This window comes from Pseudalkalibacillus sp. Hm43 (assembly GCF_051842935.1).
GTDB lineage: Bacteria > Bacillota > Bacilli > Bacillales > Fictibacillaceae > Pseudalkalibacillus.
Window position 1 is genome coordinate 378,499 of record NZ_JBPXRR010000001.1, and the last position, 21,053, is coordinate 399,551.

General features: G+C 44.1%; 21 protein-coding genes. 13 read left to right on the top strand and 8 right to left on the bottom strand.

Going from position 1 to position 21,053, the window contains the following annotated elements:
* Positions 1–15 precede the first annotated feature (15 nt).
* Positions 16–2,064 (top strand): catalase, encoded by a 2,049-nt coding sequence (locus ACSVDE_RS01995; RefSeq protein WP_439299286.1) that lies wholly within the window; start codon positions 16–18, stop codon positions 2,062–2,064.
* A gap of 290 nt (positions 2,065–2,354) precedes the next feature.
* On the opposite strand, the gene ACSVDE_RS02000 is transcribed toward ACSVDE_RS01995, so the two are convergent.
* Both ACSVDE_RS02000 and ACSVDE_RS02005 read right to left on the bottom strand, forming a co-directional pair.
* A complete protein-coding gene (locus tag ACSVDE_RS02000) occupies positions 2,355–3,188 on the bottom strand; it encodes a manganese catalase family protein (RefSeq protein ID WP_439299287.1) in 834 nt (277 codons plus the stop codon).
* A 69-nt stretch (positions 3,189–3,257) separates the two neighbouring features.
* Positions 3,258–4,208 carry a nucleoside hydrolase gene (locus tag ACSVDE_RS02005; RefSeq protein ID WP_439299288.1) on the bottom strand — a complete coding sequence of 317 codons (951 nt, stop codon included), beginning with the start codon at positions 4,206–4,208 and terminating at the stop codon, positions 3,258–3,260.
* Between the two features lie 148 nt (positions 4,209–4,356).
* Between ACSVDE_RS02005 and ACSVDE_RS02010 the strand changes: the two genes are divergently transcribed.
* Positions 4,357–5,304 carry a nucleoside hydrolase gene (locus ACSVDE_RS02010; protein ID WP_439299289.1) on the top strand — a complete coding sequence of 316 codons (948 nt, stop codon included), beginning with the start codon at positions 4,357–4,359 and terminating at the stop codon, positions 5,302–5,304.
* A 63-nt stretch (positions 5,305–5,367) separates the two neighbouring features.
* Here ACSVDE_RS02010 and ACSVDE_RS02015 read toward each other — a convergent pair whose 3' ends face one another.
* A complete protein-coding gene (locus ACSVDE_RS02015; RefSeq protein WP_439299290.1) occupies positions 5,368–6,825 on the bottom strand; it encodes an MDR family MFS transporter in 1,458 nt (485 codons plus the stop codon).
* A gap of 210 nt (positions 6,826–7,035) precedes the next feature.
* On the opposite strand from ACSVDE_RS02015, the gene ACSVDE_RS02020 reads away from it, so the two are divergent.
* The 5 genes from ACSVDE_RS02020 (at position 7,036) to ACSVDE_RS02040 (ending at position 10,400) form a co-directional block, all read left to right on the top strand.
* Positions 7,036–7,866 carry an undecaprenyl-diphosphate phosphatase gene (locus ACSVDE_RS02020; RefSeq protein ID WP_439299291.1) on the top strand — a complete coding sequence of 277 codons (831 nt, stop codon included), beginning with the start codon at positions 7,036–7,038 and terminating at the stop codon, positions 7,864–7,866.
* A 63-nt stretch (positions 7,867–7,929) separates the two neighbouring features.
* A complete protein-coding gene (locus ACSVDE_RS02025) occupies positions 7,930–8,877 on the top strand; it encodes a sigma-70 family RNA polymerase sigma factor (protein WP_439299292.1) in 948 nt (315 codons plus the stop codon).
* Positions 8,878–8,944: 67 nt separating this feature from the next.
* Positions 8,945–9,661, top strand: coding sequence for a 5'-methylthioadenosine/adenosylhomocysteine nucleosidase (locus ACSVDE_RS02030; protein WP_439299293.1), 717 nt, complete (start codon positions 8,945–8,947; stop codon positions 9,659–9,661).
* Between the two features lie 73 nt (positions 9,662–9,734).
* Complete coding sequence (locus ACSVDE_RS02035) at positions 9,735–9,872, top strand: hypothetical protein (protein WP_439299294.1); 138 nt, start codon at positions 9,735–9,737, stop codon at positions 9,870–9,872.
* 120 nt (positions 9,873–9,992) lie between these two features.
* Entirely contained in the window at positions 9,993–10,400 is a 408-nt protein-coding gene (locus tag ACSVDE_RS02040) for a VOC family protein (RefSeq protein WP_439299295.1), read from the top strand.
* Positions 10,401–10,446: 46 nt separating this feature from the next.
* On the opposite strand, the gene ACSVDE_RS02045 is transcribed toward ACSVDE_RS02040, so the two are convergent.
* From ACSVDE_RS02045 to ACSVDE_RS02060, 4 genes are all read right to left on the bottom strand, one after another.
* Positions 10,447–10,746 (bottom strand): DUF3243 domain-containing protein, encoded by a 300-nt coding sequence (locus tag ACSVDE_RS02045; protein ID WP_439299296.1) that lies wholly within the window; start codon positions 10,744–10,746, stop codon positions 10,447–10,449.
* A gap of 85 nt (positions 10,747–10,831) precedes the next feature.
* Positions 10,832–11,731 (bottom strand): DMT family transporter, encoded by a 900-nt coding sequence (locus tag ACSVDE_RS02050; RefSeq protein ID WP_439299297.1) that lies wholly within the window; start codon positions 11,729–11,731, stop codon positions 10,832–10,834.
* A gap of 134 nt (positions 11,732–11,865) precedes the next feature.
* The gene (locus ACSVDE_RS02055) at positions 11,866–12,873 is read right to left on the bottom strand and encodes an oxidoreductase (RefSeq protein WP_439299298.1); all 1,008 of its coding nucleotides are present in this window, start codon (positions 12,871–12,873) and stop codon (positions 11,866–11,868) included.
* A gap of 50 nt (positions 12,874–12,923) precedes the next feature.
* On the bottom strand, positions 12,924–14,159 hold the full coding sequence (locus ACSVDE_RS02060; protein WP_439299299.1) for a glycoside hydrolase family 18 protein: 1,236 nt from the start codon (positions 14,157–14,159) through the stop codon (positions 12,924–12,926).
* Between the two features lie 216 nt (positions 14,160–14,375).
* Here ACSVDE_RS02060 and ACSVDE_RS02065 point away from each other — a divergent pair, with 216 nt between their 5' ends.
* The 5 genes from ACSVDE_RS02065 to ACSVDE_RS02085 all read left to right on the top strand — a co-directional run bounded on the left by ACSVDE_RS02065 (position 14,376) and on the right by ACSVDE_RS02085 (position 19,334).
* Positions 14,376–15,845, top strand: a complete 1,470-nt coding sequence (locus ACSVDE_RS02065) for a methyl-accepting chemotaxis protein (RefSeq protein WP_439299300.1) — start codon at positions 14,376–14,378, stop codon at positions 15,843–15,845.
* 208 nt (positions 15,846–16,053) lie between these two features.
* Positions 16,054–16,950, top strand: a complete 897-nt coding sequence (locus ACSVDE_RS02070) for a vanadium-dependent haloperoxidase (protein WP_439299301.1) — start codon at positions 16,054–16,056, stop codon at positions 16,948–16,950.
* Between the two features lie 120 nt (positions 16,951–17,070).
* Positions 17,071–18,045, top strand: coding sequence for an NAD-dependent epimerase/dehydratase family protein (locus ACSVDE_RS02075; protein WP_439299302.1), 975 nt, complete (start codon positions 17,071–17,073; stop codon positions 18,043–18,045).
* A 67-nt stretch (positions 18,046–18,112) separates the two neighbouring features.
* Entirely contained in the window at positions 18,113–18,421 is a 309-nt protein-coding gene (locus ACSVDE_RS02080) for a MazG nucleotide pyrophosphohydrolase domain-containing protein (protein WP_439299303.1), read from the top strand.
* Positions 18,405–19,334, top strand: a complete 930-nt coding sequence (locus tag ACSVDE_RS02085) for an aminoglycoside phosphotransferase family protein (protein WP_439299304.1) — start codon at positions 18,405–18,407, stop codon at positions 19,332–19,334. The genes ACSVDE_RS02080 and ACSVDE_RS02085 overlap by 17 nt, the downstream gene beginning before the upstream one ends.
* Before the next feature lie 43 nt (positions 19,335–19,377).
* On the opposite strand, the gene ACSVDE_RS02090 is transcribed toward ACSVDE_RS02085, so the two are convergent.
* Complete coding sequence (locus ACSVDE_RS02090) at positions 19,378–19,506, bottom strand: FbpB family small basic protein (RefSeq protein WP_226548057.1); 129 nt, start codon at positions 19,504–19,506, stop codon at positions 19,378–19,380.
* A 325-nt stretch (positions 19,507–19,831) separates the two neighbouring features.
* On the opposite strand from ACSVDE_RS02090, the gene ACSVDE_RS02095 reads away from it, so the two are divergent.
* Complete coding sequence (locus ACSVDE_RS02095) at positions 19,832–21,007, top strand: S8 family peptidase (protein WP_439299305.1); 1,176 nt, start codon at positions 19,832–19,834, stop codon at positions 21,005–21,007.
* Positions 21,008–21,053 lie beyond the last annotated feature (46 nt).

Here is a 21,053-nt window from a genome sequence, read left to right on the forward strand (position 1 = left end):
AAGGAGGACTTCTTCATGAGTGATGATCGTAAAGAGTTTCAAAACAAGAAAGACGAACAGCTCGAACAACATCGTGTCGATGATAAAGATAAACATCTGACCACCAACCAAGGTTTAAAGGTCTCCAACGATGAACATTCCCTCAAAGCAGGGGTACGTGGACCGACATTGATGGAGGACTTCCATTTCCGTGAAAAAATGACGCACTTCGACCATGAGCGTATTCCAGAGCGAATCGTCCATGCCCGTGGATTCTCAGCTCACGGCGAATTCGAAGTATATGAGTCCATGAAAGAATATACGAAAGCGAACTTCCTTGCTGACCCATCTGTGAAAACCCCGGTATTCGTCCGTTTTTCCACAGTCGCAGGGTCCAAAGGTTCATTTGATACAGCACGTGACGCACGTGGATTTGCAACGAAATTTTACACGCAAGAAGGGAATTTCGACCTAGTCGGAAACAACATACCAGTCTTTTTCATCCAGGATGCAGTCAAGTTCCCTGACCTTGTCCATGCGGTCAAAGCAGAACCACACCATGGCATGCCACAAGCTGCATCCGCTCATGATACGTTCTGGGATTTCGTCGCGAACAACCAGGAGTCCGCACACATGGTCATGTGGACAATGTCCGACCGCGCCATTCCAAGAAGTCTCCGTATGATGGAAGGATTCGGCGTCCACACATTCCGATTCGTAAATGAAGAAGGGAAAGCCCACTTCGTCAAATTCCACTGGAAACCGATTCTTGGGACACACGGTCTCGTCTGGGACGAAGCACAGAAAATCTCTGGTAAAAATCCGGACTTCCATCGTGCAGACCTTTACGAGTCCATTGAAAACGGTGACTATCCCGAATACGAATTAGGCGTTCAAATTATTGCTGAAGAAGACGAATTCAAATACGATTTCGATGTCCTTGATCCGACGAAACTGTGGCCGGAAGAAGAGGTACCGGTCAAAATCATCGGTAAAATGACGCTCAACCGAAATGTGGATAACGTGTTTGCTGAAAATGAGCAGGTGGCGTTCCACCCGGGTCACGTCGTACCAGGAATCGACTTTTCCAATGATCCATTGTTGCAAGGCCGTTTGTTCTCTTACACGGATACGCAAATTTCCCGACTCGGAGGACCGAATTTCCACGAGATTCCGGTCAACAAGCCTGTCTGCCCGTTCCACAACAACCAACGTGATGGTATGCACCGCCAGACGATCAATACGGGTCAAGTCAGCTATCACAAAAACTCGTTAGCTGATAACACACCGAGCCCAGCAAGCGAAGAAGAGGGCGGATACAAGCATTATCAGGAAAAAGTGGAAGGTCATAAAATCCGTGCGAGAAGTGAAAGCTTCGAGGACTTCTTCTCACAAGCGAAGCTTTTCTGGAACAGTATGAGTGAAGTGGAGAAGGATCACATCAAGAAGGCGTTCAGCTTCGAGCTTGGAAAAGTGGAAAGTAAATCCGTCCAGCAGCAAGTCGTCAACATGTTTGCGAAAGTCAGCTCAGAACTAGTAACGGAAGTAGCTGACAACATCGGTGTAGACCGGCCGGAAGGCGGAGAAATCGATTATACGAAATCTTCGCCAGCGTTAAGCATGGAAAAGACGACAAAAACAGCAAAGTCACGTAAAATCGGAGTGATTGTCGGTGATGGATTTAACGGTGTGGATGTGACGCATATTCTTCGGGAGTTCAAAGCGGAAGGTGCGATGCCGGAAATCATCAGCAGTAAGCTGGGGACGTTGAATGGCTCGGACGACAAAACGCTCGAAGTCGACCACACATTCTTGACCGCTGATTCCGTCCTGTTTGATGCGATCTATGTCGTGGGAGGAAAGAACATCGATAAAGAGTTCGAACAACATGCATACAATTTCGCTGAAGAAGCCTTCAGCCATTTCAAACCGATTGGTGCAACCCATGAAGGGAAAGAGTTGATTGAAACTTATAAAGATCAAATTGGAGTCGTCATGGAGGATGACGTTAATGTATTCGCAGACAAATTCATTGATGCTGTCGCGGCTCACCGTCATTGGAAACGACAACTTGTAAACGTGTAAAGTGTGATTGAAGAGACTGGACTGAAGCGATTGGAGCTTCGGTTCAGTCTATTTTGATGGTTTCTCGGCATTTCAGGGTGTATTCTGTTCATTCTGAGGGATATTCTGTTCACTTCAGGGTGTATTCTGTTCATTCTGGAGGATATTCTGTTCATTTCAGAGCATTTTCTGGTCATTCTGAGCATGTATTACATCAATTAGGATGATAGACCTACTCCCTGTAACATAAAATGAGGACCCAACAAAGATGACGTTCCAAATCGTCACCTCGGTCAGCTCCTCACTCTTTTTTACGATTTGATAGGGGGAATCATCGTATCATGGATATACTTCGGTGCTGGGGTAAGGCTCGGTGCCGGGCCATACGAAACAGGTTGTGAGTATTTGAATTGTCCTTTTCCATCCATACTTGGACCGCTCGCCCATCGACCTTTCTTACTTTCTTCACCTTCTGAAAGGTTGTAAAGGGTGTAGGAGACTTCCTGCTTTTCGAGTTTCCTCGGGAAAGTGGAGGGCACAACGATATCATTCTCCCGTTGTTCGAGTTCGTAAAGCGCGGCGTACCATTGGTTTTGATGTGCAGTGTCACGTGCTATCATGAACGATAATGTATCTTTGACACCTTGATCAGTCGCCATTTCGTAAAGTCTCACAGCTTGTAATCGTCCTTGTGACTCCGCAGTCAAGTTCGCTCTGAAGTCCGCCATCAAATTTCCGCTCGCCCCGATATAGGATGCCGTCCACCGGTTTCCGACACTGTCGACTGGCATCGCTCCCAAACCGCTCACGATTGCATGCTGAGGATTCATGCCGCCCATCGCAGCAGCTACTACCGGATTGCTCTTGTATGCCGCTTCTTGATCTTTAACTGGAGCGTTATCCAACAACCGGGCGATCATGGTTGCGAGCATCTCCACGTGAGCCATTTCCTCCGTTCCCATATCAAGACAAAGGTCCCGGTATTTTTTGTCCGCTCTACCGTTGAAACCCTGGAATAAGTATTGCATCATGACGGAAATTTCACCATATTGTCCGCCCAATATCTCTTGGAGTTGTTTGGCGAAGATCGGGTCTGGACGTTCAGGCTTTGCATCATATTGGAGTTCCTTGATGTGATAGAACATTCGCATTCTCCTTTTACAATTCATCAACCTTAACCTATGAGAAACGCGAATGTCCTGTGCTAGTTCAACTTAGTGGACTCTTTTTTGCATGAAGGTAGAAGGGATGTCCTTCAGGAAACTTGGGTAGTCGAATGAGACCGCGATCTGATGCTTGTTGAAATCCGGAGAGGTTTCGTAGCGCAAGTCCACGATACTCTGACCGAAAGCTTCTCCAGGAGCTACTACGATTTTGACTGGTAAGTTAACTGTCTTCACTTTGTTTTTGTTTAATAAGTACCAAATCGGAAGGACGTCATGCAAAGGGCTTCCTGTTATGCCAGGATTTTTTCCAAGATAAAATTGGTAGTAAAAATCGAGCAGTGGTTTGATGACGAGACCTAGAGGATCTTTAGTCGAAGCATGAAACGTATTGATCTGGTTCACTTGAGCAGGGGGAAGGATGGCGTAGGTAGTTACATTCAATGGGAAGATCGTCATGTTCTTTGCATTTAGCATGACAAGGTTAGCTGCATAAGGATCACCGTAAAAATTCGCTTCCGCAACGGATGTCACATTACCAGGAAAAAAGAATGTCCCGCCCATGATGACATACTCCTTGATCTGTTTCATCAGTTCTACTTCAAAAATGAAAGCAGTAGCCAAGGAAGAGAGTCTTCCGATATTCACAACCGTAAGATCATCAATGTGTTCTCTAATAATCTTCTTTACATCATTTAGTGGATGAACAGGGTAATCGATAATTGGGGTGGTGATTGGTCCCAAACCTTCTTTCCCATGGACTTCAGGATAATAAACGAGTGGAATACCAGTCAATGGACTGGTTGCCCCTTCAAAAACCGGAATATCTCCATGTCCCGAGAGATATTTGATATAATTCACATTCCTCAACACTTTCTCTCTAGAAACGTTCCCATAATCAGCAACAATTCCCAAGATCTCGATTCCAGGGTTAAATAACATATAAATGAGGGCAATCGTATCATCAATTCCAAAATCCGCAAAAAGCAGTACTTTTTTCATTCTCCATCACCTGCCATTTAGTACACCTTATGATTTTAGATGATATAAAAGTATAGAGATTCTTCTGGAATAATATAATGAAGTATTTGTATACCAATATATGGAATATAGTAGTGTGGAGTAGATTGCTATTCATGGGGGTGATCCTGTGAAAAATGTGTTGTTGTTCGGGGATCCTGGAATTGATGATTCATTAGCGCTGATTTATGCCATCTTACATCCAGATATCAATTTAGTCGGAGTTGTAGCTTGTTATGGAAACATCGAAAAGCAACAAGCCGTCCGAAATGTTCGGTACCTTCTGGAAATTAGCGGTGTTCAAGACGTACCCGTCATACGAGGGGCAGAAGGACCGTTGAACGGTGATTTCACGGTTTTCTATCCTGAGATTCACGGACCTGAAGGATTAGGACCAATCCAGCCAAATGAGTCAATTCCTCCTGAATTCAACTCCTATGAGGAGATCTTTGAAATCGTGAATCAGTTCGAAGGTGACCTCACAGTCGTCAATCTTGGGAGGAACTCTTCATTATCGATGGCGCTGATTTTAGAACCGGATATCATGGAGAATGTCTCTTCTTTTTACCTGATGGGAGGGGCTTTCTTCGTACCTGGAAACGTAACACCTCTGGCGGAAGCAAACATTCATGGCGATCCGATTGCCGCTCGAAATATCCTTCACAAAGCAAAGAACACAACACTGTTTCCACTCAACGTGACGAATTATGCATATGTGACGGATGCCATGGCCGCACTCATACAGCAGAATGCAAGAAATGTTTACCGGGAGCTTACTCCGAAAATCATCCGTTACTATATCAACGCTTATCAGAAATTGCATCCAGGCATCCCAGGTGCAGCTCTTCATGATGTGCTTACATTAATGGGGCTGACGAATCCCAATGTATGTCAATATGTAACGAAAACCGTGGATGTTCAGACTTCTGGACCTTCAAAGGGACAAACGATTGCCGATTTCCGCAATCCTCCTGAACCGCAAAAAGGAAACCCAATCCGTATAGCGATTCAATTGAATTACAACCTGTTCTACCAGGATTTTTTAAAAACGATGACGAGGTCCCAAACCGTCGGGTGAAACAGACAAAGGTCAGTGAAATGTAAAAAAGAGAGGACCTCGAACGAAGTCCTCCCAACTCAATCATGCATTTCCTACTTTTTCAACATGTTCCTCATTCGGTTGTTGTTCCGTTGACCGGATATCCTCATCCTCTTCCGGTGAAGTTTTCTTGACGAAGAAGGACAAGATCAAGCCGATGAATGACAGGATGGTAATCACCATGAAGGCAACATTCACACCATGGATATCCGGGCTAGGAATTGACGGCTGTTGTTGCGCAGATAGTGCCGTCGAGGTCATGACAGTGACCAGAATCGCCGTCCCGACAGATGCTGCAATCTGCCGCATCGTATTGCTCATTGCGGTACCATGTGGGATCAAATGCCGTGGCAACTGATTCAGTCCGGCTGTCGTAACCGGCATCATCACCATGGACAGCCCGAACATCCGGATTGCGTACAGAATGGTAAGGGTCCAGATGGTCGTTGTCGTATCGAGAAAGGAAAAAGCCAATGTGGCACCCGTTATGATGGTCAAGCCTACAATCGATAACAACCGCGCGCCGATCCGGTCGAATATCCGACCTGTAATCGGGGACATAAATCCGGTTATGACCGCCCCCGGTAAAAGAACTAGGCCTGACTCAAATGCGGTAAAATCCCTCATGTTTTGCATATAAAGGGGGATCAGCGTTTCCGCACCAATCAGTCCAAGGAAAAGGATCATCGCAATGACCGTCGTTATGGTAAACGTCTTATATTTAAACACTCTGAACTCAAGCATCGGATGGTGCATGCGTAATTGTCGTACAGTGAAGATGGATAACGCTACGATTCCGATGACCAGAACGACGATCGTTCTCGCACTATCCCATCCGTAATTACCTGCACTCGTGAATCCGTAAAGCAGTCCCCCGAATCCGATAGAAGAAAGGATGATCGAAACAGGATCGACTTTCGGATAAGACAGCTCTGTTACGTTTTTCAAAATGAAATGCGCAACGATGATGATCATGATCGCGAGCGGTAAGATGAGCCAGAACAATAAGCGCCAGCTGTAATTGGCTGTGACCCACCCCGATAAAGCAGGACCGATGGCTGGTGCAAACGAGATGACCAGTCCGATATACCCCATTGCAGCGCCACGCTTATTGACCGGGAAGATCATCAGGAATACGGTTTGCATCAATGGCAGCATCACACCAGCACCGGCGGATTGGACGATCCTTCCTAATAGTAAAAAACTGAAGTTGGGGGCCACTCCACCGATGACCGTTCCTACAGTGAAAATCCCCATTGCTGCCATGAACAATTGTCTCGTTGTGAAACGTTCGATCAAGAAAGCGCTGACGGGTATCATGATGCCGTTGACCAGCATGAAGACAGTCGTCAACCACTGCCCGGTATTCGCAGTGATGTTCATTTCTTCCATGATCGGAGGTATGGCAGTGATCATCAATGTTTGATTCAGGATCGTAATAAAGGATCCCGCTAACAACAAGGCTGCAATCAACACTCTACTATACGATTGAGATGACATGGAGCAGCATCCTTTCTAAGATGTGTATATGTTGAATTGCAAAGTGCAATCGATCTTCTACTAACGACAGAATTATACTCCTTCAAAGACCTCCCAGACAAACATGTTGTTTGTGAACGCATTCTCAAACTGTGAAAAATCATATTTCCTTTGATAGAAAAATAGAGTAGGATAGCTAGAAAAATTGAGATCGGGGACAGGGGATTAAGAATGGATCTTATACTTTTCTTAAAAGCATTGTTGTTAGGGATGGTAGAAGGGCTGACAGAGTTTGCGCCGATTTCATCGACAGGGCACATGATCATTGTGGATGACATGTGGCTGCAGTCGAAAGATTTTCTCACCAAATACGTCGCGAACACGTTCAAAGTCGTCATCCAGCTAGGATCGATCCTTGCCGTCGTAGTCGTCTTCTGGAAAAGACTGCTGAATCTAATCGGATTGAAAAAGGAGACAAACAGTGCGCCTAAGGGAGAACGTTTGAAACTGTCCCAGGTTATCGTAGGATTACTTCCGGCAGGTGTTTTAGGGGTTCTTTTCGAAGACTTCATAGATGAGCATTTGTTTTCCACAGAAACGGTATTGATCGGACTTGTCCTCGGAGCATTTCTGATGATTTTTGCAGATTGGTCGGGAGGGAAGAGCACGACCACAGAGACGGTCGACCAAATTACGTACAAGCAAGCTTTTACAGTGGGGCTAATCCAGTGCTTTTCGTTATGGCCCGGTTTTTCGCGCTCAGGCTCGACGATTTCAGGCGGAGTACTTGTCGGTATGAGCCACAGGGCTGCCGCTGATTTTACCTTTATCATGGCGGTGCCAATCATGGCTGGAGCAAGTCTCTTATCCTTGGTGAAAAACTGGCAGTACTTCACGATGGACGCATTGCCGTTCTTTATCGTCGGTTTCGTAAGTGCGTTCATTTTCGCCTTGCTATCGATTCAATTTTTCCTGAGCGTCATCGGTAAAATCAAACTGATCCCATTCGCAATCTATCGGATTGTGCTCGCTCTGGTCATTTATTCCGTTTTTTTTAACTAATCCGTATAATTTGAGTCCCATCAATCGTTATACATACTGAAAGCCGAATTTAAGGAGGAATCTATGAATTCTACAGAAAAAGAGCAACAAAGTTTAGCAGAGAAACAACGCGAACTGAAAGCAGAGTTTAATACGTTGATTCAGGACTCGAAAAAAGGACTCTGGAAATACTGCCGTCATCTTACTGGATCTCCTTGGGATGGTGAAGATCTATTCCAAGAAACGGTGATGAAAGCTTTTGGTAGTTTTTATCAACGTTGGCATCCTACCAATCCGAAATCCTATCTATATCGCATTGCAACCAACACGTGGATTGACCATTGCAGACGGGAAAAGCGCTTTGTCGGTCATTTAGAAGAGGAAGATGTTCCGTCAGAGGATTTTTCAGATGATTTAGACATGGAAGAAGCGCTACGTTATCTAGCAGATCGATTTTCTCCACGCCAAACGGCCGTATTCCTTCTCATGGAAGTGTTTTCTTTTACAGCAAAAGAAGTTGCTGGAATCGTCCGAACGACACCCGGTGCGGTTTATGCAGCGGTTCGACGTATGAAAGAGAAGCTGAAAAATCAGCCAAGTACACAAGGTAGAGAGGCATTACAAAACAATGAAAAGAATCCTATACATCCTCTTATTAAAACGTATTTGAAAGCCTTGAATGAAGGAGATCTACAAGGTGTTTTGGATTTGATCAGTGATGAGGCACATAACGAAGCTACGCTTGGATTCCAGGAGTTCTCTAAGGATGAGATGCGTTCAGGTTCCATGCAGTTTGGTTTACCTGGTTATCGAGCAGAACTGGAGACACTATGGGGAAGAGATGTCATCGTCATTTATTATGACAGTGAAACGGGTCCTCAAATCCATGACATTCAATATCAAGAAGTCGAAAATCATAAAATTGTTTACCATAAGAGTTTTTATTTCCGGAAGGAATTGCTTATCGCTGCAGCAGAAGAATTAGGTTGCGAACCCCAAATGGACAAGTTTCCAGAAACATGGGCTGATTAGGACGTAATATAATTCCATCTCCCCATTCATACACTTTTCATATGGACTTGAAAAGGGGATGAACCGCTTGGCTATTGGTATTATGAGTGCGCTCGTCGAGGAAATCGCCTATCTTTTGGAAAAGATGGAGGTCAAGCAGAAGGAAACGATTGCTCAGAAACATTTCTACATCGGCACAATTGATAAAGAGGATGTCATCCTTTGCTATTCAGGCATCGGGAAAGTGAATGCATCCATGACGACCCAGCTTCTAATCGATCACTTTCATGTCCGGTTTGTCATCGTTGCGGGAACCGCTGGTCTTTTGAATCCGGTTTTGAAAACAGGGGACATCGTCGTATCGGAGGATGCGGTCGAATACGATGTGGATTTCACTCCACTCGGTTATCCACCTGGTGAAATCCCAGGGCTGCCCTTAGCGTATCAAGCAAATCCGCTTTTAGTGAAAGTGGCACTTCAAGCAGGAAAAGGCATGAAAGGGATAAAAGTGAAGAAAGGCAGAATCTTATCTGGAGATCAGTTTATTGCAAGCGACAAAGAAAAAGAGGAATTAAGGGAAATGTTCAAAGGCGACGCAGTTGAAGCTGAAGGTGCTGCGGTCGGTGAAGTTTGTTATTTGAATAAAATCCCCTTTGTCGTGGTAAGGGTGATTTCAGATGATGCAGATGCCAATGCTCCAACCGATTTCCAAGAACTTTTGGAAGAAGTCGCAATTCATGCCCAACTGCTTGTTTTAAGAATGTTGAAAGGAATTAAAGCGCTTAAGGCGAAGAATAAGAAATAACAAGACCAATCTCGCAAAGATGAGATTGGTTTTTTATTCGCACTCAGTTTTTTGAAAGACGAGGTGTAAGTCGATGAACACGAAGAAATTTTGGATGACAGCCCTATTTCTCCTTCTACTTCTTACCGGATGCAGCGGGCCTGGAGAGGAACAAGAAATCATCATCGGGGATGAAGATGCTCCTGCAACAGAGGAAGAGGATCAAAGTTGACTCCTTATACGACTTAGGATGTATTTTAGTTAAATGGGAACATTTGTTCTTGTTAAAAATTTGAATATGTATTATGATGGAATTGAAATGCCCACTTAAAATTGAGGAGAGTGTTCAAAAATGAAACAGACAATACCTTATCTCGTATTCAATGGTCAGGCTAAAGAAGCACTTGAGTATTACAAGGACATTTTTGGTGGCGAAGTGACGGATCTTCAAACGTTCGGAGAGGCAGATTTCCCTACACCTCCTGAAGCCGACGAAATGGTTTTACATGCACGATTCAAAAAAGGTGATTTATTTTTCATGGTGTCTGATACATTTCCTGGACAGGAAGTGGAAAGAGGAACCAACATTTCTTTGACTCTAGAAATGGAGAGCGAAGAACAAATTCAATCCCTTTATGAGAAGTTAAGTGAGAAAGGGAAGGTCGCAATGGAGCTACAAGATATGTTCTGGGGTGCGAAATATGCAAAAGTAGTGGATGCTTATGGCTTCACTTGGGATCTGAACTACCCTACAGAATAATGGATACATGAAAAAATCCCGCTCATTCAAGCGGGATTTTCTTATATTAATTCGTTTGATCTGCCAATTTCACTAATACGTGGGACATATGCTGGCGTTCTTCTTCGTTCGCTACATTCCATAACTCGTTCAGTACCTTTTCTTCACGGTTACGAGGCTCTTCGTGCTTCGCTAAGTAATCGGCAACACGTTTTGCGCCAGTTGCAAGTCCTTCATCACTTAACCCAAGCTTTTCACCTTTACTCACTTGGTCACCTAAGTAATCTTTAAAGTTCTGGAAGTTATCCAGGATTTCTTCTTTCTTTTCCTGGTTCAATTCAGCTGCAGCATTTTTTGGATCTTTCATCTTATCCACTCCTTTTGCTGTATTAATATACTAATACCACATAGAGTAGATGTTAAACATTTGAAGAACGATGATCTACATAACATCAAGCTGCTTCTTTGGTTGAAACCGTGTGCTTTCGACCCACTCCATTTACGACCACAACCCCTATGATGGCAACTAGACCGCCTATGAGCGATATGGTGCTTGGCCACTCTTTTAGCCAAACCCAAGCGGTGACAATTGCAATGACTGGTTCAACGTAAAGCATGCTCGTCACTGTGCTCGCTCTACCGAGTGAAAGAGCGGTAGCCCAAGTGACATAAGCGACTGCGGCCGGAAAGATACCTGTATAGAGAGCTGCCAGATTGGCTTCCAGAGTCGCCTGCTGAATATCTTGCATTAAACCTGGCGAGAAAATCAGAAAAGGGATTGTACCTGCCCATGTAAAATATGCTGTTAATTCTATAGGCGTATAACGTTTGTGAAGAGGTTGTTGGAACACGAAAAATATGGAGGTAGCAATGGCTGCCATCAATACCAGCACAGCACCGATTGAAATGGAAAAAGACGCTCCTGAGGTACCGACCGTAATCAGGATGACACCGAGAAATCCAATCGATAATCCGGTCCATCCGGCTTTACCAAGGCGTTCTTTCATGAAAAGAACCGCGATGAGCGCTGTGAAGATCGGTGTAGAACCGATCAGCATGCCAGCACTGCCTGCCGTAATGGTCAGTTCCCCAAACGTAACTCCGATATTGTAAAGAGTGATCCCGACAAAGCCGAGCAGAAATATTTTGATGAGATCCTTTTTATGAGGAATCCGGATGCGAATGCCCGGCACTAAAGCAAGGGCAATAAAAATAGCCGATGCGATTGCATATCGACTTAGAACAAGATGACCTGCGGTATATCCGCCATGCAGACTGGCGCGGATTGCGGCAAAGGTTGAACCCCAAATGATGACGGTTGTGAGAGCCATCAAAAATGCTTTCATGTTCATATTGAATTCCCCCTCTATCTATTGATCTAAGCCAAACTTAACACTTTACTGCACTGAAGTAAATGGTGGGAGATAATCTATTTTTCATATAAAAAGCCCTAGCAGAAATAGGCTCTGCTAGGACTGAATCTTCATTATTTCAAGCATTCTTCAATGACTCGGATGACATCTGTTCCTTGAGAGGGGGTAGCAGGTAGGGAAGCGCCGTTTCGAATCGCTTTTGCCAACTGAGTGTAGTAGGATTCATAGCTTCCGATTTCCGTCATGATCCGTTTACCCTCTGGATATTCGTCATTCGTCAAGATGCCATACGTTTGTTCCTGATCCAATCCCCAGCCGGTTTCACCAGGCATCATTCCATCACGTAATTGACCTTCCTGAGGATCCATTCCGTATTTCACGAAGCTTCCTTTCGTTCCATGGACCTGAAACTTCGGTCCAGGCGAACGGACAAGTGCACTCGAGTGAAGGATGACCTGTAGTGGATCGTAATCGAGGCGGATGTGGAAATAATCATCTACCGTTGCTTCCTCGCGCTGTGCTTTTACATCCGCACTGACACTTTTGAAATCAGTGCCGAACAACATCAATGCCTGATCGATCAGATGTGAACCGAGATCATAAAGGATACCGCCACCAGGCACTGGTTTCTCACGCCAACGATCGCGGACGTCAGGTCGGAAACGGTCGAAATGAGCCTCATAGCTCATAATCTCACCTAGCGCACCTTCATCGATCATCTTTTTGACAGTGAGGAAATCGTTGTCCCAGCGACGATTGTGATAAGGGCTCAAGACGAGTCCTTTCTCTTCTGCCAACCGTTGCAATGCTTCTCCTTCCTCGGAGTGGACGACGAAAGGTTTTTCAATGACAACATGTTTACCGGCTTCTAACGCCTTTTTTCCTAATGAAAAATGATGCTCGTTCGGAGCCGTGATGACGACGAGTTCCACATCATCAGATTGGATGATTTCTTCTGCAGTAGGAACAACCTCTACGTCATCCATGTCTTCGTATACATGATCTGGTTTTGATGTGGAGATGAGTGCTAATTCATATTGTGGAAGGGTTCTGAAAAAGGGTGCGTGGAACACTTTTCCTGACAGCCCGTATCCAATCAATCCTACTTGTACTGGCTTCATAATCAAGACTCCAATCTAAGGAAAAATTTTCACGTCTCCACTGTAGCACACTATTTCGCCATCAACCCAGTATAAAGTGCTTCAAGCAACTTTCCTTTCCTGTCGTGACTCAATTCCCAGATCATTGCGCCTGCTAAGCCGTTGTCATGAATATAGTCGGTCTTGAACCCGATGGATTCAGGGTCTTCATAACTGATGAATGAGGATGTTCCATTCCAGAGATAAGGCACTTTCGTTTCGGGATCCAGGTGTCGCTTATAGCCGTTCTGATTGATATAACTTTTTTCTAGCGTATCGTATGTGAGACTGCCGCCATCGACGACAAACGGTTGATGAAGGCCTTTGTTCAATGGTGTAATTGCATCATACTTCCGACCGTAAAAAGGAACACCAAGAACGAGTTTGTCTTTTGGTACACCAGCTTCCGCATACACTTTTACCGTATCATCAGCACTCCATTTATTCGGAGGATTGCCTGAAGAGGTATAGAGCGGTGCATTGTGTCCAGTCTTTTGATACCACTGCCCATTGATGTCATAGGTCATCAAGTTGACGAAGTCCAAATGAGTCGCAAGCTTGTCCATTTCCGTGTTTTTCAGGAAACTGGTCCCAGCAGTACCTGCAATCGTCAGGATATACTGTTCTCCAGTCTTCTGTTCAAGTGCATCGAGTTGACTGCGCGTCTCTTTGATCAGCAAGGTGAAATTCTCTTTATCTTCTGGTCTATGTTTGTTATTTGGAGCACCACCATTCACAGGGTACTCCCAATCAATATCTACACCGTCAAATCCATGCTTTTGAATGAATGAGACTGCACTTTCTGCAAACTTTTCCCGGGCTGATGGGGTTGCAGCTGCGTCTGAAAAGTTCTCTGAATAGCTCCAACCACCAACGGAAATCAGCGTTTGAAGGTTTGGATTGTCCAGTTTCAATTGCTTGAGCTGCTGGAAGTTCGTCGGATCGACTTCCGGGTCGCCAATCACTACTTTTCCGCCGTCAGAAACGTCAGCGAAAGCATAATTCAAGTGTGTCAGTTTGCTAGCTTTGATGTCTTTCGCTTCATAACCCGAATATGCACCCCAGCCACCATAATAACCGACCACTTTTTTAGTAGAACTGTTGGTGGCGTTCACTTCTTTCGGACCAACGTTACTTGATTTCGTCTGCAGACTGTTATTAATGATTTTATTCGTCACCTCGTTTGCACCAGGGCTTTTGAATACACTGACCATTCCTGCAATTAGGATAATGATCAATCCGAATCCGAGCCAACCTTTTAACTTCATAACGCTCACTCCCCATGACGTATGTAAATCCTCTTCTCATAGAATACGAGAGTAGTTGGGGAAGTCCAAGGGTTCAGAAGGAATTGAAGACTAGTACATTATGGAAAACGAATTACTATAAAGAAATATTTTTTAAGTAGAACAATATGTAAAGGAAGGGATTACAACGACCGATATATAGGATAGATGGACTATACATAAAATGAGGTGGACGTGTTGGAACAAAATTCTTTACAGCTTGAAGCTCTGAAGCAGAAGAACAAAATCATGTTGATCATTTCAGGCCTATGTACGATTCTAGCGACCGGAATCGACATTAGCTTGAAAGCACCACTCATGAACATTTTGATTATCTTCATAGGTGGTACCATTTTGACGGGAATCTTAGCCTTCTCGCATTTCAAAAAGAAATTCATTACCTTAGCGCCTTACATAGGAGTTATTGGTTTAAGTGCAATTCTCGCTACCATCATGCATGCAAACCCTTCGGATCAAAATGCATTTCTCGTGTACTTCCTGTTGGCTTTTTCTATTTTATATCTGGATCGCAAAGTCTTTTTTGTTGGGACCACCCTTGCGCTTGGACTCGTTGTATCCTATTACATGATGTATGGAACGACGCTTGAGACGACGCTCGGAAAAACGTTGCTCGTCATGATTCTCGTTCTGGTCGTGTTCTATTTGCAGTTGGCGATTGCAAAGAATATGAACAATAAGATGGAAACACTCCAAAGTGAAGTGGAAGAGCGTCTAGAACGTGAGCAATCCAGTCGTCAGATGCTTGAACAGAAAACGAAGTCCATTGCGGTTGAACTTCAGAACCTGACAAGTACGAGTGAACACAATCAACATTCCTTCAATGAAATGAACATCGCAATCCAAGAGATTGCTTCCGGTACACAATCACAAAGTGAAAGTGTCAGTGACATCATGAGCTCCATTGAAAGTACGAACGAGCTCGTCAACCGGATGCTTGCAAGTGCTGAAGTGATTTTAGAGAAAACGGAACAAACTGGTGAAAGTTCTTCCCATGGAACAGCTCGAGTCGAACAATTACATAAGCAAATCACCGAGTTTAAAACACTAGTTTCCGCAATGGCAGAAGATATGAACATCCTAACAAAGCATGTCGGAGAATCCGTATCTTCCTTGAACTCAATCCAAGAAATTACGGCGCAGACGAACTTGCTTGCGTTGAACGCTTCGATTGAAGCGGCTCGTGCAGGAGAAGCTGGAAAAGGTTTTGCGGTAGTCGCATCTGAGATCCGAAAACTTGCTGACATGACGGAAAAAACAGCGGACAGTATCTCGAAGAACCTGACCGAAATCCACTCCAGCAATGGACGTACTCAGAAGCAGATGAAGAGCATTGCAACGGAGATGGAAGAGAATATCCGTGAAACGGAAGAAACGAAAGCGATTTTCGAAAGCATCAATGCTTCCATTCAAATGCTGAACACAGAAATGGCGGAGTTCCAAAGCATCGCGGAACACGTCAGCAAGGACACCCAGGATGTTGAAAGATCTGTCAATGAGTTTGCAGCAGTCATTGAAGAATCCACTGCGACAACGGAGGAAGTATCAGCATCCATCCAGCAGCACACTTCACAAAATGAGATCATCGTGAAACAGATTGAAGACATCAATGAACAAGTCGGAAGTCTTGCTGAATCTACAACGAAATAAAACTTGAGTTGAAATGTCTGTTACCTCCAGAAAACGGCCGGAGGTGGCAGGCATTTTTTGTTGACGGGACAAGTACGCATTCTGGGGGAACGATTGCGATCGTTTATAGAAAACCGAGCAAATCTAAACGGATGTACAAGCGTAATCTGCTTGTCTTCATACAATATAAAAGCATTGCCTAGTACTAACGAGAATAAAGGAGAAAAAAATGAGGAGAAAACCTAAAACAAATTATTTAGAATGGTCGCAGCTTCCTTACGGAGGAGAAGAAACACCACCGAACGATGGAATCGATCCACTTGCGGAATCCTGGTCGACCTATGTCATCAAACGGAGGGGTAGCAGGTTCTTCGGTCCAAGAGGTCCACTCCAGTTCAATATTCAAAACCCGAATGACATTGATTGGGATTCAGAACTGGCGGTTGTGCAAGAGACGATGGACAATATCACCCCTGAACAAATCAAAATCGCTAAATTTTGGGGCACAGGTGTCGCAACAAAGCAATGGACCCCGATCATCGACCGCTTGATTGATACGTACGGATGCACACCACCATATGCAAGCCGAATTTTGGCTGCGGTCGAAGCAGGTCTCAATGATACTTTTGCTGTCGTCTGGTATTACAAGTACCACTGGAATGTGGCTCGTCCGATCCAGTACGATCCAGACCTTGAACCGATTCTTTGTACACCGAGATTCCCGACATACGTATCGGGTCATTCCGCTATATCTGGCTGTGCGGCAGTCATCCTGAGCTACTATTTCCCAGGTGAGTCGGAAAAACTTCATGAACTTGCTGAGGAAGCGGCCGTTTCAAGATTATATGGAGGCATTCACTTCCCGATTGATAATGAAGCCGGTCTAGTAGTAGGACGGACGATTGGAGAAGCTGTCGTAGAGCATTTGAAACGTCAGACGGATTCCAGCGGTCAACCGATCGACAAACCGTATCAGGAAGATCTCGATGCAGATCTTCGTTTCTCAAACTACGATCAAGCTTTACCATATGACTTCGAAGACACTTGCACTTCTAATCGGAAAAAACTGAAAAAACCTCGCCGTGAACGGACGCCATATGACGGACGTCCAAGACTGTTTTTTTAAATTCGTCATTCACTCTACTGCACATGTTGCAGTAGAGTTTTTCGTTGAGGGAGGAATCAATGTCTTTTGAACCGAAAAGAGACTAGAAATGTATTTCGATAGTTTAGGAGTGGATTGATAATGATGAAAACCCTTGTGATGGGTGGAACTGAGTTTGTAAGTGAAGCGGTTGCTAAACAACTGATTTCAGAAGGTCATGAAGTAGATATTTTAACAAGAGGAAATCGTAATCCTATTTATGAAGGTGTTCATGAACATCATATTTGTGATCGGAAAGAAGGACACCAATTGTTTGAGAAGTTGAATGATATCCAATATGACTATGTCTTCGATGTGACTGCATACACACAGGAGGATGTAAAAATTCTTACGAACGTATTGAATAAGGAGAAACTGAAAGGATACGTGTTTTGTAGTTCTGGGGCAGTTTACCCGCAAAGTGATGGGCATGTTCAGGAAGAAATGGCAACTGGTAATAATCCTTCTTGGAGTCAATATGGGAAAGATAAGTTTGAAGCAGAAAATTATTTGATGGAGCTATATCATGCAGAAGAATTCCCCGCAGTCATCTTCCGTCCACCATACATATATGGAGAAGGGAATAATATTTATAGAGAAGCTTTTTTATTTGACCGCATTCAAAGTGATGAACCAATACCTTACCCAGGAGATGGTACGACGAAGGTGCAATTCATCCATATTGAAGATCTAGTTAAGGGATTTAGCAGCACAATAAATCTTGATAGCTCAGTAGGTCAAATCTACAACTTATCCTTTCCAGAGGATATTACATGGATAGAGTATATAAAGACAGGAATGGAAGTGGTAGGGAATAATGCTCCCCTCGTCCAGGTATCCCATGATTGGATGGATCAAAACGGCATGAGCTTCAAAGATTTTTTCCCTTACAAGGACGAAACTTTCCTCATGTCGGTAGATAAATTACACCAATCTGGTTTGCATGTACCTTCCATCAACTTAAAAGAGGGTCTAGAAAGAGCATATCAATGGTATGTCACTCAGCAAAACAAACCGGATTTCAGGAAAATGAAAAGTATCGACAAGGTTGTTAGGTTGTGTGATTCTGGGATCTGAATCACTTACCACCAATGATGAAGTGGAACAATCAAATGATCGGAGAATATGTGGAGAGTGATTGATCATGAGCATAACCATCAAGAAACTACAATCGTACATAAAAGAAAAAGATTACAAACCTGAGCTGAAACATGGCTATTTTCAAAAGCTTATAGAAGAGGTTGGCGAGTTGTCAGAAGCCATTCGCAAAGACAAACGCTTAAAAGATGATCGTTCAATCAAAGGAACGATTGAAGAAGAACTGTATGATGTTTTGTACTATGTAACCACTCTTGCAAACGTGTATGAAATTGACCTGGAAGAATCCTTTCACTTGAAGGAAGAGATCAATAAGGAAAAGTACAAGGAGCAACATGATGCCATTACAGAATGATTTCGTAAAAAATGTGAAGTTATATTTTCAGGAGCAGGGAGAAGAGTGGCTGAACGAGCTCCCTAACCTGATTCGATATTGTGAAGAGAAATGGTCTATGGAAGTAGGGGAACCTTACGAGTTGTCCATCAATTATGTCGCTCCAGCTATTATGGATGATGGGACAGAGGTCGTTATCAAACTATGTATCCCTGGAGAAGGGTTCCACCACGAACTAGAAGCGTTAAAGCTGTTCAACGGACAAGGAATGGTACGCCTTATCGATTCTGATGCTGAAAAGGGTGTGCTCATTCTTGAAATACTAACGCCAGGTCATACGCTTGCGACGTTAGAAGATCATGAGGACACGGCTCGTATTGCGGCAAGAGCCATCAGAAAGCTGATCACACCAGCTCCAGCAAAGACTATTCTTCCAACAACGAAAGCAAGAGAAGAAAATCTCAGGAAACAAATTCGGAACCATCCGAACGGCATCGGTCCAATCCCAAGAGACATCCTAGACCGGTCACTTGATATTTTCACCTTTTTAAATGAAACAACCGAACAGCGTTACCTTCTGCACGGCGATTTCCATCATTACAACGTGCTGTCATCCGGAGACGGGGAGTGGACGGTGATTGATCCAAAAGGGTTGGTCGGTGAGATTGAGTATGACCTCATTCAGTTCATGTTGAACCGGCAAACTCAACAAAATGCATATGAAGTGATTGGACAACGGGTGGAAATCTTCACGAACGAACTGAACCTTAACAAAAAGCGCTTATTATTGTGGGGGTATGCCCATGCTGTCCTTTCGACAGCCTGGTCAGTGGACGCGAAGGATGGCAGTTACAGTGAAGACTTTTACCGTGGAATCGACATTTTTCAGTCTCTTTACCAACATCATTTCAAGAAGAGCGATATGTTCATATAACAAAAGCGAGACCCTCATGAAGGGTCTCGCTTTTTTCAATCTATCATGATGACTTTTGTAGCTGTTTGTTTTCGATCTTCTTCTCGATCTTTTCCATTTCTTTCGGATCATTGATTAATTGATTCCGATTTTGTGTCAATAGTTGTTCAAATGAAGGTTTTCGCTTTCTCATTTTCATCAACTCCTTCATTTTTAATACTACCACTTAATCTTATTTAATAATCATAATAATTATTACATTTTTGTGAAAATTCATTAACCGAAATTTAAAATAGTAATTTTCTAGGTGTTTCTGCGATTGGTATTAGAAAAAGAGTACTAGTACCAGTTACCTGTTAGTACTATTGGGGTCTCAGATAACACCGCATACATTTTATTAAAATAGTAAATTCTCTTTATTTATCGGGAAATAAAAAGGAATATGTAGAATATCGACGAATCCTCTGTCATGACCCGGAAAGTCCGACGTCTGGGAACAACAACAGAGGAGTGATTGAATGTTTAAGCGTTTCGCAGCACTTGCTGCATCAGCTACCCTGCTCGTATCGGCAGCGGCACCAGCATCAGCAGCAAATTATGAAGTCAAGGAAGCTACTTTCAACAAATCCAGTGAGCAACTTGCTCCACAGGAACTCATCGTCCATTTTAAGGATTCGGTCCTAGCACCGAATGCAGAGCAGATTGTGTCCCAATTGGGTGGAGATGTTGTTGAAACGACAGAAGACTTTGTCGTTGTTAAAGTTGACGGACAAGTCAATGAGGCATTGAAAGCATTCGAAGCAAACAGCTTAGTCGAGTACGCTGAGCCGAATGCAACGTTCCATGCGAGCTATACGCCGAACGATCCGGCTTATCAATCCCAGCAATACGCACCACAAAAGGTGAGTGCAAATAAAGCTTGGGACGTTACCCAAAGCTCTGCCAATGTAAAAATCGCCGTCATCGACACAGGCGTTGACTATAACCACCCAGATCTAGCTGGAAAAGTCATCAAAGGTTACGACTTCGTTCAAGATGACAACGACCCGATGGATGAGCACGACCACGGGACACACGTTTCAGGAATCGCAGCAGCAAACACGAACAACGGAATCGGAATGGCAGGACTTGCACCGAAGGCTTCCATTTTAGCCGTACGTGTTCTTGATGCAGGCGGAAGTGGAACGTTGGATGATGTCGCACAAGGTATCCGTTACGCAGCTGACCAAGGTGCACAAGTCATCAACTTGAGCCTTGGCGGATTGCTCGGTACTCAGACGTTACGAGAAGCAGTTGACTACGCTTGGAATAAAGGATCTGTCGTTATTGCAGCAGCAGGTAACGAAAGCTCAGCGAAACCAAGTTACCCAGCTTACTACTCTAACGCAATAGCAGTCGCAGCAACAGATAAAAATGACACAATCGCATACTTCTCGAACTATGGAACTTGGGTCGATATCGCAGCACCTGGTGTGAGCATCTACTCAACAGTCGTCGGTGGAGGCTATGAGAAATTCTCCGGAACATCAATGGCAGCACCAGTCGTTGCAGGTGTAGCTGGATTGTTGGCAGCACAAGGGCGAAGCGCTTCTGATATTCGTACAGCACTTGAAGATACAGCCGACAATGTAACCGGAACAGGCGTCCTATTCCAAAACGGACGAGTAAACGCAGAAAAAGCAGTGAATCATTAATACGGGAAAACTCCCCTCGAATGAGGGGAGTTTTTTTATAATATGA